The sequence below is a fragment of the Bradyrhizobium denitrificans genome, from assembly GCF_013179005.1.
In the GTDB taxonomy this organism is placed as follows: domain Bacteria; phylum Pseudomonadota; class Alphaproteobacteria; order Rhizobiales; family Xanthobacteraceae; genus Bradyrhizobium; species Bradyrhizobium denitrificans.
Genome location: NZ_JABFDP010000021.1, coordinates 80246 through 95362 on the forward strand (window position 1 = coordinate 80246; position 15117 = coordinate 95362).

Consider the following 15117-nt stretch of genomic DNA (forward strand, 5'->3'; position numbering starts at 1 on the left):
CGGCGATCTCAAGCCGACCGGCCCAAGATTCTGCGGCGCCCGCCGAGGGGCAGCCCCACCATTTCGGAATCCCTGCCCTGCAGGGCGGCGCTGGAAACGTCGGGCCAATCGTGGATTCTCCCGGCTGGAGGGTTTTCCCGATGCCCACGACCATGACACGCCGCGCCGCCAGCGACAGCCTCGCGCGCTGGGCCATCGCCACCCTGCGCGAGGCCGGAGCAATCGTCGCATGCGAGGCGCATGGCTGGATCCGCGAGCGCGGCGACCCGCATGCGCTGGCGCGCGCGCTCGGCGCGGCCCGCGACGATCCGCCCCGCGGCGTTGGCAGCTCGGAAGCCGTGGCGGCGATCGAGGATGTCCTCGGCGGGATCGGCGATACCTGCCCTGATTGTTCGCAGCCAGGCGAACTGGAAGAATTGCCGCGACAGGACTTGCCGCAAATAAAATAAGTGATTTCCCTGCACACGCGCCTGCTCTAGCCTGACGCCTCCACCGGGAGACATCACCGTGTCGAGGCGTCCCGCTCCCCCGCTGCGCAAGCCGTGCCCGACCTGCGGGCGCCCGTTGGCCGTGCGGGAGGGCAGCGGCGAGCGCTGCAAGCTGATCTGTCCCGCGTGCGACGGCCCCGACCCGCTGCATTCGCCGAAGGCGCTCGGCTGGGCCAAGGGATCGCTGCGGCCGCCGAAGCGGCCGCAGGAGACCTAGCGCGCGAGCTTGCGCTCGACCTTTTTGCGACTGTTGCCCACCTTCTTGACCGCCTTCTTCACGGCGGAGGCCGAACGTCCGCTCTTCTTGGCTTCGTAGCGCACTTCGTGGTCCTGGCCGCCCGCAACGCGGGCACGGTCCTGCTTGCGTCCGCGGCTGGATGTTGCCGTCGAGGTCTTCTTCTTGGCTGCCATGATGCATCTCCTTGCCAGCGCGCAACGCACGACCCCGCAGGGCAGTTCCGCGGAGCGGCAGCGGCGGGCTCCTCACCATCAGGGTCTCGCGTGGCCGAAGAGAAGCGTCATGCCGATCACCCGATGTCGAACTTGACGCCTTGGGCGAGCGGCAGGCTGCGTCCATAGTTCACGGTGTTGGTGGTGCGGCGCATATAGGCCTTCCAGGAATCCGAGCCGGATTCGCGGCCGCCGCCAGTCTCCTTCTCGCCGCCAAACGCGCCGCCGATCTCGGCGCCGGACGGACCGATATTGACGTTGGCGATGCCGCAATCAGAGCCTCGCGACGACACGAACAATTCGGCCTCGCGCAGGTCATTGGTGAAGATCGATGACGACAGCCCTTGCGGCACAGCATTATGCAACGCGATCGCGGCGTCGAGATCGCGATACGGCATGACGTAGAGGATCGGCGCGAAGGTCTCACGCTCGACCGGACCGGCCTGCGAGCTGATTTCGACCAGCGCGGGCCGCACGTAATAGGCGCCCTCGCAGCCCCCGACCGCGACGCGCTCGCCGCCGAACACGCGCCCGCTTTGATCCCGGGCCGCGCTCAGGGCATCCTGCATGGCGTCATAGGCGCCACGGTCGATCAGCGGACCGATCAACGTGCCCGGCTGCAGCGGATTGCCGATCGCAACCGAGGCATAGGCCTGCTTCAGCCGCGGCACCAGCTGCTCATAGATATCGGCATGCACGAACAGCCGGCGCAGGCTGGTGCAGCGCTGGCCGGCGGTGCCCATCGCCGCGAAGGCCACCGCGCGGAGCGTGAGATCGAGATCGGCCGAGGGAGCGACGATCGCAGCATTGTTGCCGCCGAGTTCAAGAATGGCCCGCGCAAAGCGGCTGGCGAGGCAGGCCCCGACGACGCGGCCCATCGCCGTCGAGCCGGTTGCCGACACCAGCGGCACCCTGACATCGTCGACCAGCATCTCGCCGACCGCACGGCCGCCGATCAGCAGGCCAGCAAGCCCCTCCGGAGCCTCCCCGCCCTCGCGCCGGAAACGGGCCAGCGCGCGCGCCAGCAGGGCGTCGGTCGCCAGCGCCGTCAGCGGCGTCTTCTCGGAGGGCTTCCAGACCACGCTGTTGCCGCACACCAGCGCAATCGCCGCGTTCCACGCCCATACCGCCACGGGGAAGTTGAAGGCCGAAATGATGCCGGTGACGCCCAGGGGATGCCACGTTTCCATCATGCGGTGCTCGGCCCGCTCGGTCGCAATCGTCAGGCCATAGAGCTGGCGCGACAGCCCGACCGCGAAGTCGCAGATGTCGATCATCTCCTGGACCTCGCCGAGGCCCTCGGAGACGATCTTGCCGGCCTCGATCGAGACCAGGCGACCGAGCGCCGCCTTGTTGGCGCGGAGCTCCTCGCCGAGCAGGCGCACCAGTTCGCCGCGCTTCGGCGCGGGCACCAGCCGCCACTGCAAGAACGCGGCATGCGCCTGCGCGATGACCTCGGTCGCACCGGCCTGGGTCTCGTCATGCACCTGCGCCAGCACCTCGCCGGTGATCGGCGAGCGCGCCGCGCGCGCTCCGCCGCGCAGCCGCTCCGGCGCCACGCCGAGCGCGCTCAGGATGTCGGCGGTTTCCACAGCGAGCGAGAGGGAGGATGCTGGACTGGTGGACATTTACAACTCCGAATTTGCCTGCCGCGCCGGTGCGCGTAAGGATTAGTCATGGTCCGTCGGGATCGCCACCCCTGTAGATCAAATTCGGCTGCGGCGCGAGCACAAGGCAGCTGGCGAATCGGCCACTCGGCCATCTCCGCGGGCGGTGTCCTGGCGTCCGGTCGGGCCTGTCGCGAAAAGCTGCTGCGGTTTGCCTTGCGGCCCAGCTTCACTCAGCGTGCTGTTCCGCGGGTGCTGTTCTGGCGCGCATCGGAGCAGTCCCGCGACGCCGATGCGTCCGGGCTGGAGAGGTCGATGGTCCCTCGCAGGATGACGAGGGCGCAGGGAATGCCGGGCGCTGGCCGCAACCCATGGCCCGCCTGCAGCAAAAAAAGCAGGCGGCAGTCACCACAGGTTCAGCCGAACTCCGGCATTCCCTGCGCGATGGTTTTCACAGTTATAACGTGCTCTCCCCGGTGTACGGCTGTCTAGCCACCGTCGTCCAGGAGATCATCATCCACCTGGACTTGACGCCAGCATCGCGGCGCCAGGACCACACGGCTTCCTGTCCGCCGATTGCCGTTCGTCCGCGTGCAAGCACGCTGCGGCAACAGGCGACCATCGCCTTCCCGCCTCACGTGTCGTGACGATCGCGATACGCCCCTCGTGGCGAAGCAGGATGGACGGAGTAGAGCATAATTTCTGGAAAAACGAAAGAACAATCTTGAGCAGGGAAGCCGATTGGATCGGGGCTCATCGGCCACGGCCGGCGACTCGCATATGACGATCAAGGACTACGGGCAATTCTCCTCCACGTCGTGTCCAACAACATTGGCGGACGATCAACAAGGCTCCATCCCTACTCCACGCTCGCCAGCACGATCTCGCGCAGGATGCGCGTCGGCGGAATGCTCTGATCGTCGCGCTCGTAGTTGCCGGCGGTCACGGCGATGACCAGCTGCAGGGCGGGAATGATGTACAGGCGCTGGCCGCCTTCGCCTTGCGCCATCCACATCCGTTCCAGCCGGCCGGCGGCCCATCCCTTGGGCTTGCCGAAGGCGACATCGAGGAGAAACCATTGATAGCCGTAGCGGCGAAGCTCGTCGGCGCTGACGGCCGGCGTCGTGCAGCGGCGGATCCAATCGGCCGGAATGAGCTCCCTGCCATCCCATCGGCCGCCGGACAGCATCAGCGCGCCGATCCGGGCGAAGTCGCGCAGCGTCATGCGGGCGCCCGACGCGGCGAACGGCTCGCCGTCGGCGCCGGCGGCCCATTGCGTCGGTCCGAGGCCGAGCGGATCGAACAGATGCGCGCGGGCGAAATCGTGCAGCGACTGGCCTGATCCTTTCGCGATCAGACGGGCGAGCACAGCCGTTGCTCCGCCGCAATAGGTCCAGTGCGCCCCCGGCGTCTCGACGACCGGGCGCGCCAGGATATAACGATAGCGATCGGCCGCCTCGTCCATGGCGATCTCGCTGTTGCGCGGATCACTGTAAGGCAGGCTGCTCTCGTCCCAGTCGGTGCCCATCGTCATCGTCAGCGCATGGGCAACGGTGAGCCGCGCGCGCTCCGGACTGGCGAGATCGGCATACTCCGGAAAGGCCGCCAGCAGCGGCGCCTCGGGCGCCGGCACCTTGCCTTGCGCGTGCGCAATCCCATAGAGCAGAGCCACGATGCTCTTCGAGCAGGAGCGCAGATCGTGCGGCGTCTCCGCCGTGAACGTCACCGTGCCGATGTCGCCGACGCCGCGCGCACGATCCGGGCCTTCGAAATAGCGCTCGATGACGCGCTTGCCGTCCCGGAGCACGATCAGCCCATGGATATTCCAAAGGCGCCGCTCAGCAAGCGCCTGATCGAGCCGCCGGGCAACGCCTGCGGCGAAGGCATCGCCATCCGCGGCCGAAGCAAAGTCCCACGGCTGCTGTCCCGCGACGGGCAACATCTGCGACGAGACGGCCATGGCTCCCAATCCTGACAGAAGCTGACGACGATTTGGCACGATCGGAAGATCCCGCATGACCCGAACAATGCTGCATTGATAGCAGACGCATTGCTAGCAGACGAGAGATACGCTGACAGCACTCCATTCGACTTGGCCCATTGCCCGGCGGATGATCGGGACTTGCGGCTCGTATCGAGACGAACCGGCGGCGCGATCACCACGGCAACCCGCACAGATCGAGCATGCCGACGCGCGGCGCCATCATGAGGTCGAACACGAAGGGGTCGATGACACCGAACCGGATGCGTCCCTGCCGCGGCTGCTCGGCATGCACCTCGCCGTCGAACGCGCGCCAGCCGAGCTTTTTGTAGAGAGGCGCATAGCGTGGCTCGCAGAACAGCAGGCCGAAATCGACGCCATGCGTGTCCCGCATCTCGGTCACGGCACGGCGCATCAGTTCACCCGCGAGGCCCTGCCCCCGACAGTCCGGATGTGTCGCCACGTCGCCGACGCCGCAGATCCTGACGGGGCCGGCGTCGAGCGTTGCATCGCGCAGATGCAGTGCTGCATGGGCGATGACGTCATCACGGCCGTCGAAGACGAGGATGCGGCTATGCGCATTGGCCCAGACCACTTCCTTCCATGGCAGAGCAGCCAGCACCTCCGCAGACCAGACAGTATCCAACAGGTGGCGCGCGCGCTGCCTGCCGTGCTCGCCGCTCATGATCTCGATGCGATGGCCCATCGGTCGGTGCTCCGTCGGTGGATGGCGACATCTTACAACCAGGCATCTCCATTCACCCCCGTCACCACAACTCGTGGAAGAGCCCGAAGGCTAAGGCTTGCGAACGGCGATGACGAATGCCAAGAGTCGGCCGAGATGTCGCATGCGCTGCAGCGCAAGGGAAGCGGCCGATGTCTGACCTTCGCGTGCTGGCGCTGTTGTCCCTGGCGAAGGCCAGACTGGGCGCAAGGGGCCGAACACTGAATTCCAGGAGATGTCTCCATCCGACGGAACGTTGTTGCGGGATGCGACCACTGGCGATCAGCAGCATGTCGGGACCAGCAGACGTGAATGTGCTGTCACCGAGATCTCAGCTTGCACCGAAATCCCGCGCATCAGGACATTTGCATATGATCGTTCAACATCAGCGCCCGTATCTCGCATCCTATTGCCTGGTGCGCGCCGACGACGCAATCCTGCTGCAGCGGCGCTTCAACACCGGCTATTTGGATGGCCAATGGGCCCTGCCCTCCGGGCACGTCAATGAGGGCGAAGACGCCGTTGCGGCGGCATCACGTGAGCTGTTCGAGGAGACCGGCCTGATCGTCGCCGAGGACGCCTGGCGATTCGTCTGCGCCATGCACCGGCGGACCGACCGCAGCATTGTCGACCTCTTCTTCACCACGGATGGATTCAGCGGCGAGCCGCGCATCTGCGAGCCCGACAAGAGCGACGGCCTGCAGTTCTTTCCGCTCGATTGCCTTCCGCAGGGATTGGCGGGGTACATCGGCGTTGCCATCCAGTGCCTGATCGGGATCGGGCCGTCGCGTGGCACATATTTCAGCGAGGGCTGGTCGTGAGCCGGGGCGCGAACCGCGGCCCGATCTGCTAGGCTGCCGGCCGCTCCGCAACGAGGCACCGGGACCATGGCCGACACGCGCGCAATCCTCACCGAACTCTGGTCATCGCTCCGTCACGAGGCTCAGCTGGCGGCGGCGCGCGATCCGGTCTTCGGCCAGGCCTTGGCGGCTGCGATCCTCGATCATCCCGATCTCGGCAGCGTGGTGGCGCATCAGATCGGGGTTCGCCTGGGCAAGACGGCATCCGAGCGCGCCCGGTTTGCGGCAGTCGCACGCGAGGCCCATGCCGCGGCGCCAGCGCTTGTCGAGGCCGCGAGCCGTGATCTCGGCGCGATCGCGGCCCATGATCCGGCGACCACGGCGCTGCTGCCGCCGCTGCTGAACTACAAGGGCTACGTCGCGTTGCAGGCGTTTCGTGTCGCGCACTGGCTCTGGCGCCACGAACGGTTCGACCTCGCGCTGCTGCTCCAGGCCGAGTCCTCGACGTCGTTGCAGGTGAGCATCCATCCCTCGGCGACGATCGGGACGTCGGTGTTTCTCGATCATGCCACCGGCATCGTCATCGGCGCCTTCGCTGCCATCGGCGACGACGTGACGATCCTGCAGAACGTCACGATCGGACGCCAGGATGCGCTGCCCGGCCGCAGCCCGCGGGTCGGCCATGGCGTGCTGATCTCGTCGGGCGCGACGATCCTCGGCAACGTCGCGATCGGCGACTTTGCCAAGATCGGCGCTGGCGCCCTCGTCACCGCCGATGTTCCGGCCGGCTGCACCGCGGTGGGCGCGCCGGCCCGGCTGACGAATTGTCCGCACAAGCCGATGTCGTCCGGAGCAACGCCGCTCGACGCGACATCATGAGACTGCGCTGACGCACAGGCCGTCAGCCATCGACACGGGGCGCGCGTGACGTCGAGGACAAGACCTGCGCCGTCAGTTCCTCCAGCGGCTTGGCCCCGTCCAGGCGCAGCACAGGACAAGGAAGATCGCTTAGCCACGTCTCATGTTTCGCCAGGGTGCGGCTCGTGCCAATGTCGGCCTCGTCATAGGCCGCTGCCCAGGCGACGAACTCTTCGGTTTCGCGATGACGCGCACCGCCCGGCGCCACCGCTTCCGCGCCGTAGCGGGTGACCTCGCGGACCCGCAAACGCTGCAGCCGAAGCTCTTTCGCGATGGTGATGAAGACGACGAGATCGAAATGCGCGATCAGCGGATCGCCCCAGCCCTGCAAGGATCCGCTCAGCACCCAGCGCCCCCGCGGCAGGAACATCGCCATCATCAGACGCAACCGCTCGGCGGCGGGACGCAATTCGGCGTAAGGTGGTTCGGTCGGCACCCAGATGTAGTCGTCCGTGTCATGATGCGGGACGGCCAGCGCCGAAGCCACGGCCCGGCCAAGAGTGGTCGTGCCCGAGCCCGACGCCCCCGTGATGTGAATACGACAGCTTGTCATGTCCCCGACCATGGCAGCAACAGATGTCGCCGTGATAACGTTGGTCTGGCAGCGATGCCAATGACGAGGCCAAGGACCGCCGTCGTGTCGGCACGGTTTGGCCGAATGAGCTCCGTATTGTCCCGAATTGTATTGTCGGACTGATCCGTCGATTGATCTCGACAGTTTTGGGATCGTGATGTCAGACGCGTCGAGCACCAACCACAGTACTTCACGCGGCAATCAGACTGATCTGCCGCCTTGCCGCAGTTGCGGTCACCCTGCGGGGTCCATCCGCAGCATCCTCAATCCCCGTACCGGGGAGGCCGAGCGCATGTTCGAATGTTCCGCGTGCGGAACTCTCAACTGGCTGGCACCCGGTCGCTGATCGTCTCAGTCGATCGGACCGCCTGGAACCGAGGGAACCTGCCGGTCCTCCTCGGCCGCGAGTAACTCTTGTAGGATTCTGCGCTTCTGCTGATCCGTTTCAGCCTCGAGCAGCTGACGGAAACGACGAATATTCTCGTCGCGGATATAGCGTTCCATGCGGGTTTCCTCCGCGGTGACGGCGGAGACAATGCGAGCAAGTGTGTCCGAGTTCAAGCTGTCAATTATTCCGGACCACGTGCTCGCGGACCATCGTGACCGCTGCTGTTGCCGGTGCGGCGTGCCGTGATGGTCGCGTGCCGCTCGATCGACAGCGTCGGCAGACCTCCGATCTCGAGTGGCGATGACAAACGAAACGGCCGCCCGTGAGGCGGCCGTTCTGCCCGATGTTGTCCACGTCAGTTCGTCATCGCGAAGCGCAGCGTCACGCCGCAGCGCTGGCCTGGATTGCGGGCACGCGGGGCTTGGCCTGTGCCAGATGCACCTTCCAGGCTTCGATCGCGACCACGAACGAGGTGATCGCCCAGAACACAGGATATTCGTAGCCGCCGGTGTTCCAGGTCCAGCCGAAGCCCTTGACCACCTGCAACGCATAGACCGCGAACAACAGCAGCACAGTGGCCCCCAGCGCAGCAAAGCGCGTGCAGATCCCGAGCACCAATGCCACCCCCGCGGCGCATTCGGAGGCTGCGGCGAGCACCACCCAGACTTCCGGCGGATGAAAACCAGCCTTGGCAAAGAAGCCGGCGGTCGCCGCCGACACCGCACCGCCGGCGAATTTCCCGGCAACATGCGGAAACAAAAACAGCCCGCACATAATGCGAAGAATGTTCATGCCATTCGTTAAATCAAAATTATCCGCCTTGATACGGAAGTCGTCCTTGGTGAGCCACATGACTCATCTCCTTTCTGATGAAGGCAATGTTCCAGAACGGAGAGCTGCTGTTGTTGCGGCATATCAAAATCGCTCCGCGTTTCATGCAGGACTGATTTGCAGCACGCGAGGCGAAGCGCGCGAGCAGCCGCAAAGCAGACCCAAGCGGTCAGCGACACGCCGCCGCGGAGAGCAGATTCCCTATTCATGACGGCGACTCGGACTTAATGTGAGACGCTCCGCGGCTGATGCCGCAGGACATCGCTTCGTCTGATTGCAGAGGTTCGTTTTCACATGGATATGCCGCTGTGGCGCTGGTCGGCCACGCAACTCGCTTCCGCCATCCGCAACAAGGAGATCACGAGCCGCGAGGCGGTGACGGCGTGTCTCGACCGGATCGCTTCGATCAACCCCGAACTGAATGCCGTGGTGTCGGTGCAGGCCGACGATGCGCTCGCGGCCGCCGACCTCGCCGACCACATGGTGGCGGCGGGGACCACGCTCGGCCCGCTGCACGGCGTGCCGGTGACGACCAAGATCAATGTCGACCAAGCGGGGCTGCCGACCACCAATGGCATCGTCGCGTTCAAGGACAATATCGCCAAGGACGACGCGCCCGTGGTGGCCAATCTGCGCCGCGCCGGCGCGGTCATCATCGGGCGCACCAACACGCCGGCGTTCTCGATGCGCTGGTTCACCGACAATGAGCTGCATGGGCGCACGCTCAATCCATGGCGGCCCGACCGCACCCCGGGCGGCTCGAGCGGCGGCGCGGCGGTAGCTGCGGCCACCGGCATGTGCGCCATCGCCCATGGCAATGACGGCGGCGGCTCGATCCGCTATCCGGCCTACTGCACCGGCACCGTCGGCCTGCGCCCGTCCTTCGGCCGCGTGCCCGCCTTCAACGGCACCGCGCCGAGCGAGCGGCAATTGTCGCTGCAGCTGATCTCGGTGCAGGGCGCGATCACGCGCAACGTCGCTGACGCGCGGCTCGCGCTCGCGGCGATGGCTGCCCCCGATCCGCGCGATCCCTGGCACGTGGCGATGCCGCTGGAAGGGCCGCGCCGCGATCATCCCGGGGTCGCCGTCTGTCTCGATCCGGCCGGGGTCGGCATCGCCCCGGAGGTGGAGGCCGCCGTGCGCAAGGCGGCGGCGATCCTGCATCGCGCCGGTTACGAGGTCAGCTGGCGCGATCCGCCGGACGTCGCCGCGGCCGCCAAGGCGTGGAATGATTTCGCCCAAGGCGAGGCGCGCCTGACGCTGTCGGCGCAGATCGAGCAGCATGGCGACGCACTGGCGCGGCGCGCCTTCGCATTGATGATGGCTCGCACGCCGGAGCTCGACGTCCCCTCACTGATGCAGCTGTCAGCGGCGCGCGCGACCTATCTGCGGCGCTGGCAGGCGTTCATGCAGGAGCATCCGCTGGTGCTGTGTCCGGTGGCGATGGAGACCGCCCTGCCCTACGGAGTCGACATCGAAAGCGAGGCCAGCGTCGACCGGCTGTATCGCTCGCATGTCTTCCTGTTCGCGACCGCCTATCTCGGGCTGCCCTCGATCAGCGTGCCGACCGGCGTGCATGAGGGCATTCCGATCGGAGTCCAGATCGTCGGTCCGCGCTTCCGCGAGGACCTCGTGCTGGATGCCGCCGCCGCGGTCGAACACGCCGCCGCCGAGGCGCCGCCCCTGCTGTCGTCGTGAGCCGCAGGCTCAGCTGCCCGTGCCGGACCAGACGGTCTCGGCCTTGGCGGCATCGAGGGCCGCAGCCAGCTCGTCGATCCGGTAGGGCTTCGACAGGATCCTGACGCCCGCCTCCTTGGCGGCGTGCACGGCGGCCCCCGAATAGCCGCTGGTCAGCAGGATCGGCACATCGCTGCGCCGCTTCTGGATCTCGCGGGCGAGCTCGACGCCATTCATGCCGCCGGGCATCATGACGTCGGAGAACACCAGATCGACCGCGCGTCCATCGGCGAGCGCGCCGAGCGCGGCGGCCGCGCTGGCTGCGCGGGTCACCTCATAGCCCAGCTGGCGCAGCATCTCGCTGACCAGCGCGGCGACCTCGTCATCGTCCTCGACCAGCAGGATCCGGCCCTCATCGCGATGCCGGAGTCGCGGCCGGTGCAGGTCGACGAGATGGTGCTGACGGCCGGATGCGGCGTGCTCGGAGCGCGGAAGGTACAGGGCGATCGCGGTCCCCCGGCCGACCTCCGAGTCGATGCACACCGAGCCTCGCGACTGCTTGGCAAAGCCATAGACCTGGGCCAGCCCCAGCCCGCTGCCCTTGCCAATATCCTTGGTCGTGAAGAACGGCTCGAAGACGCGAAGGCGGACATCGTCGGTCATGCCGGTGCCGGTGTCGACCACCGACAGGCGGACATAGTCGCCCGCGACCTCGTCATCCTTCCAATTCGGCAGGTTCTCGCCGCGGACCACGATCGTGCCGCCGGTCGGCATCGCATCGCGCGCGTTGACGGCGAGATTGAGCACCACCAGCTCGAGCTCGCCGGGATCGACCTCGACCGGCCAGAGCGTGTCGGGAAAATCGAACATCACATGGACGTCACCGCGCAGGCTGCGATCGAGCAGTTCGCGCATGCCGCCGATCTGGCGGGCGATGTCGACCGGTTCGGGCCGCAGCTCCTGCCGGCGCGAGAACGCCAGCAATTGCCGGGTCAGGCTGGCGCCGCGCTGCGCCGCCTGGATCATGCCGTCCATCAGACGCCGACGCCGCGCGGGATCGGCCTGGCGGTCCAGCATGTCGAGCCCGCCGGAGATCACCATCAGAAGATTGTTGAAATCATGCGCCACGCCGCCCGTCAGCCGGCCGATCGCCTCGATCTTCTGCGCCTGGCGCAGCGTCTCCTCGACGCGCGCCCGTTCCGCCATCTCGACGCGGAGCTGCTCGTTGGATTCGGCCAGCGCGCGGGTCCGCTCCACCACCAGCCGTTCGAGCTGCTGCGCCGTCTGCTCGCGCGCCTCGATCAGCGTGCGGATCTCGTATTGGCGGCGCCGCGCCCGCAATGCCGACTGCACGGCGCTCATCAGCGTGATCGGCTGGATCGGCCGCTCGAGCAGCGAAACGTTGCGCAGCGCGGCCACCAGGTTGCGCCGCCACGCGGCGACCGCGGGTTGCTCGCGGTGGCTCGTCAGCACGATGAAGGGCAGGTCCGACCAGGCCGCCTGCCGCGCGACCCATTGCGTGAGCCCGGCCGTGTCCTTGGCAAACAGTCCCTCTTCCGCCACCACGACCGCGCCGACCCCGGCGCTCAATTCATCGACCAGCTCGGCGAGCGAGGCGCAGACCCGGGTTGCGAGCTTCGTGCTCCGAAGCAGCTCCGCGGACGCCGGACCGTCGCGTCCGATCGGAGCGAAGACGAGCACACGCTGATCCAGCTCAGTGCTCATCTGGCGTGCCCCGCTCAGGGAGGACGCTGCCCGCATAATGCGGGTTGCCCGTGAAGATCCCGCTGAACTCGGTGAGCGGCGGCCCGAGCGAGAGGCCCGCGCCGCTCAAGCGGAACTCGCGGATCGTATGCTCGTGATGCCCGCTCCGCTTCTTGACGACGGACAACGCGCGGCGGACCGTCCCCGCCACCTCGAAATAGCGCAGCATCAGCACGGCGTCGCTGAGATAGCTGATGTCCAGCGGTGTATCCATCGGCCCGACCAGGCCGTGTTGCGCGAGCACGAGGATGGTCAACACGCCCTGCTGGGCGAGATAGCTCAGCAGCTCGTGCATCTGCAGGATCAGGAAGCGCTCATCCGGCATCGCGTTGAGATAGCCGTTGAGGCTGTCGATGATGATGATACGCGCATTGTCGTGCTCGACGCTGCGCCGGACGATCGCGCCGAACTCGCCCGGCGACAGCTCGGCCGGATCGACCTGCTGGAAACGGATCAGGCCCGAATCCAGGTGCCGCTGCAGCGGCAGGCCGAGCGTGCGCGCGCGCGCTTCCACGGTGCCGCGGCCCTCGTCGAACGCGAAGAACACCGCATGCTCGCCACGCTCGGCCGCCGCGATCGCATAGCTCAGCGCGACCGACGATTTGCCGACACCGGCCGCGCCGATCAGCAACGCATTGGTGCCGCGTTCCAGCCCTCCGCCCAGCAGCTGATCGAGCTCTGCATTGCCGCTGGAGGTGAATTCGCCCTCGAACGAGCGGTGATGCTCCGAGGCGACGAGGCGCGGAAAGATCCGCAGGCCGCCTTGGCTGATCGTGAAATCGTGGAAGCCGCCACGGAACGAGATGCCGCGCATCTTGATCACGCGCAGGCGGCGGCGTTCGGAGCCATATTCGATCGCAAGCTGCTCCAGGATGACGACACCATGCGCCACCGAATGCAGCTGCAGATCGTCCTGCGACGACGACAGATCGTCGAGCAGGATGACCGTGCAGTTGCGCTTGGCGAAGAAGTGTTTCAGCGCCAGCACCTGGCGACGGTAGCGCAGCGGGCTCTGCGCCAGGAGGCGGAGCTCGGACAGGCTGTCGATCACGATGCGGGCGGGGTTGATGCGCTCGACCTCTCTGAACATCAGGCCGGTAGTTTCGCTGAGCTCGACCTCGGCGGGATGGAACACGGTGAGCTCCCGCTCCGGATCGAGCGTGGTCTCCGGCGGCACCAGCTCGAACATGTCGACGCCGTCGAGCGACCAGCCGTGACGCTGGGCCACGACCTCCAGCTCACGCTTGGTCTCGGACAGGGTGATGTACAGCACGCGTTCGCCCAGGCTCTGGCCCTTGAGCAGGAATTGCAAAGCGATGGTGGTCTTGCCGGTGCCCGGCCGCCCCTCGTAGAGATAGAGCCGATTGGCGTCCAAGCCGCCGCCGAGAATGTCGTCCAGACCCTCACTCCCGGTCGAGACGCGCGCGCTCATCTTGGCCTCGCCGCTCTGTTGGCTGCCTGGCAGCTCCTTCGTCATTCGAACACTCCGTCGTCAGCGCGAGACGCGCCATCGGTCGCCGCTGCGGAGATCGCCCCACGCGACGCCCGCGGCTCCTCCGCACAAGGAACACGGCCGATCCGTGTCAGGTTCCGAAGGAACCGCGTCCCGCTGACACGGCCGTCGCGCATCCACGACCGTCGGCGGGAGCAGCCGGGTCGCATGTGGGGGGCTCGGATAGATCAGGTGGAATGGCCGACCGTGTCGGCCATGGTGGCGCCGCGCGCGCCGAGCGGCTTCTCCGGGCCGGTGGTGGTGTCGCGCAGGGTCTGATGCTCCAGTTCGGCGTCGAGCTCACCGCCGATCAGGATCACGATGGCCGAGATCCAGATCCAGGTCATGAAGCCGATCGCCGCGCCGAGCGAGCCGTAGGTGGCGTTGAAGCTGCCGAAATTCGCCGCATACCAGGAGAACAGCGCCGATCCTCCGAGCCACAGCGCCGCCGCCAGCGCACTGCCCCAGCTGATCCAGCGCCATTTCGGCTCCTCGCGATCCGGCCCGTAGCGGTAGATCAGCGCGAGCCCGAGCGACACGCAGACGAAGATCGCGGGCCAGCGGCCGATGCGCAGCAGGAGATCGGCGGCATCCGACAGGCCCATAGAATGCAGCACCACCGGGACCACGACGATGGCGCCGATCGCCACCAGCGCGAACAGGATCGCGCCGCCGGTGAACAGCAGCGAGATCGCGTTGAGCTTGAAGAAGCCGCGCGTCTCCGGCTCGCGATAGACCACGTTGAGCGTGTCGAACAGCGACTTCATGGCGGCATTGGCGCTCCACAATGAAATCGCCAGGCTGATCCCGAATGTCAGACCGAGGGCCTGGCTGCCTTTGGCGGAGACCCGCGTGAGCTGATCGCGCGCAATATCGATGGCGCCGCCCGGCAGCAGCCCCTGCAGCTGCTCCAGATGCCCGGTGATCCTGGCCGGATCGGAAAACAGGCCATAGATCGCGACCAGCGCCGCCAGCGCCGGAAAGATGGCCAGCAGCGTATAGAACGTCATCCCCGCCGCCAGCGCCACGATCCTGTGCTCGGTGATGTTCTGATAGACCCGATACAGGACGTCCTTCCACCCTCGCGCCGGAATCTCGGACGGCGCGTTGGCGAGCCGGCCTCGGTCATCCCCCAATGCGGTGCTTGATCTCTGGCCACGCATCTCTTCGGAACGCTGCTCGAAATACTGGATCAGAAACGCCAGGCCGAGCAGCGCCAGCATGCCCCCGGTGCTCGGTCCGCGCATGCTGCGCATGCCGAGCACATTCGGCGTCTCCTGATGTGCGTCCTTAGACTTCTTCGATCGACCGAACATGGGAGAGCATCCGCTGTTGCCGGGAAGCAACCGAGCGAGTCCGCGATTGTTCCGGAGCGGAGCCGGAGCGCCCGCACGCTTGATGCGTTAAGTGTGGACGTGAGCTG

The 15117-nt window shown here is 66.7% G+C and carries 16 protein-coding genes; 6 read left to right on the forward strand and 10 right to left on the reverse strand.

Annotated elements, in window-relative coordinates:
* The first annotated feature begins 140 nt into the window (after positions 1-140).
* Both HL671_RS23530 and HL671_RS23535 read left to right on the forward strand, forming a co-directional pair.
* Positions 141-449 (forward strand): hypothetical protein, encoded by a 309-nt coding sequence (locus tag HL671_RS23530; protein WP_172239182.1) that lies wholly within the window; start codon positions 141-143, stop codon positions 447-449.
* Between the two features lie 58 nt (positions 450-507).
* Positions 508-705, forward strand: a complete 198-nt coding sequence (locus tag HL671_RS23535) for a hypothetical protein (protein ID WP_041750556.1) — start codon at positions 508-510, stop codon at positions 703-705.
* On the opposite strand, the gene HL671_RS23540 is transcribed toward HL671_RS23535, so the two are convergent.
* Positions 702-899 (reverse strand): DUF3606 domain-containing protein, encoded by a 198-nt coding sequence (locus tag HL671_RS23540; protein ID WP_012042607.1) that lies wholly within the window; start codon positions 897-899, stop codon positions 702-704. The genes HL671_RS23535 and HL671_RS23540 overlap by 4 nt on opposite strands.
* Positions 900-1015: 116 nt before the next feature.
* Positions 1016-2566, reverse strand: a complete 1551-nt coding sequence (gene amaB, locus HL671_RS23545; RefSeq protein ID WP_172239185.1) for an L-piperidine-6-carboxylate dehydrogenase — start codon at positions 2564-2566, stop codon at positions 1016-1018.
* A 350-nt stretch (positions 2567-2916) separates the two neighbouring features.
* Between amaB and HL671_RS23550 the strand changes: the two genes are divergently transcribed.
* The gene (locus tag HL671_RS23550) at positions 2917-3192 is read left to right on the forward strand and encodes a hypothetical protein (protein WP_246579578.1); all 276 of its coding nucleotides are present in this window, start codon (positions 2917-2919) and stop codon (positions 3190-3192) included.
* A 212-nt stretch (positions 3193-3404) separates the two neighbouring features.
* Here the strand turns inward: HL671_RS23550 and HL671_RS23555 are convergent, their stop codons facing one another.
* Together HL671_RS23555 and HL671_RS23560 are read right to left on the reverse strand one after the other, a co-directional pair.
* A complete protein-coding gene (locus HL671_RS23555) occupies positions 3405-4505 on the reverse strand; it encodes a serine hydrolase domain-containing protein (protein WP_172239188.1) in 1101 nt (366 codons plus the stop codon).
* A gap of 196 nt (positions 4506-4701) precedes the next feature.
* Positions 4702-5232 carry a GNAT family N-acetyltransferase gene (locus HL671_RS23560; RefSeq protein WP_172239191.1) on the reverse strand — a complete coding sequence of 177 codons (531 nt, stop codon included), beginning with the start codon at positions 5230-5232 and terminating at the stop codon, positions 4702-4704.
* 389 nt (positions 5233-5621) lie between these two features.
* Between HL671_RS23560 and HL671_RS23565 the strand changes: the two genes are divergently transcribed.
* Positions 5622-6071 carry an NUDIX hydrolase gene (locus tag HL671_RS23565; protein ID WP_172239194.1) on the forward strand — a complete coding sequence of 150 codons (450 nt, stop codon included), beginning with the start codon at positions 5622-5624 and terminating at the stop codon, positions 6069-6071.
* A gap of 66 nt (positions 6072-6137) precedes the next feature.
* Complete coding sequence (gene epsC / locus HL671_RS23570) at positions 6138-6929, forward strand: serine O-acetyltransferase EpsC (protein WP_172239197.1); 792 nt, start codon at positions 6138-6140, stop codon at positions 6927-6929.
* 22 nt (positions 6930-6951) lie between these two features.
* On the opposite strand, the gene HL671_RS23575 is transcribed toward epsC, so the two are convergent.
* The 3 genes from HL671_RS23575 to HL671_RS23585 form a co-directional block, all read right to left on the reverse strand.
* Complete coding sequence (locus HL671_RS23575) at positions 6952-7521, reverse strand: ATP-binding protein (RefSeq protein WP_012042600.1); 570 nt, start codon at positions 7519-7521, stop codon at positions 6952-6954.
* Between the two features lie 372 nt (positions 7522-7893).
* Complete coding sequence (locus HL671_RS23580; protein ID WP_168167883.1) at positions 7894-8046, reverse strand: hypothetical protein; 153 nt, start codon at positions 8044-8046, stop codon at positions 7894-7896.
* Positions 8047-8311: 265 nt separating this feature from the next.
* On the reverse strand, positions 8312-8782 hold the full coding sequence (locus HL671_RS23585) for a DoxX family protein (RefSeq protein ID WP_012042598.1): 471 nt from the start codon (positions 8780-8782) through the stop codon (positions 8312-8314).
* A gap of 273 nt (positions 8783-9055) precedes the next feature.
* Here HL671_RS23585 and HL671_RS23590 point away from each other — a divergent pair, with 273 nt between their 5' ends.
* Entirely contained in the window at positions 9056-10459 is a 1404-nt protein-coding gene (locus tag HL671_RS23590; protein ID WP_012042597.1) for an amidase, read from the forward strand.
* Between the two features lie 9 nt (positions 10460-10468).
* Here the strand turns inward: HL671_RS23590 and HL671_RS23595 are convergent, their stop codons facing one another.
* From HL671_RS23595 to HL671_RS23605, 3 genes are all read right to left on the reverse strand, one after another.
* Entirely contained in the window at positions 10469-12163 is a 1695-nt protein-coding gene (locus tag HL671_RS23595; protein WP_172239200.1) for a response regulator, read from the reverse strand.
* The gene (locus HL671_RS23600; protein ID WP_172239203.1) at positions 12153-13679 is read right to left on the reverse strand and encodes an ATPase domain-containing protein; all 1527 of its coding nucleotides are present in this window, start codon (positions 13677-13679) and stop codon (positions 12153-12155) included. Before HL671_RS23600 ends, HL671_RS23595 begins: the two co-directional genes overlap by 11 nt.
* Before the next feature lie 203 nt (positions 13680-13882).
* A complete protein-coding gene (locus tag HL671_RS23605) occupies positions 13883-14941 on the reverse strand; it encodes a YihY/virulence factor BrkB family protein (RefSeq protein ID WP_012042594.1) in 1059 nt (352 codons plus the stop codon).
* Positions 14942-15117 lie beyond the last annotated feature (176 nt).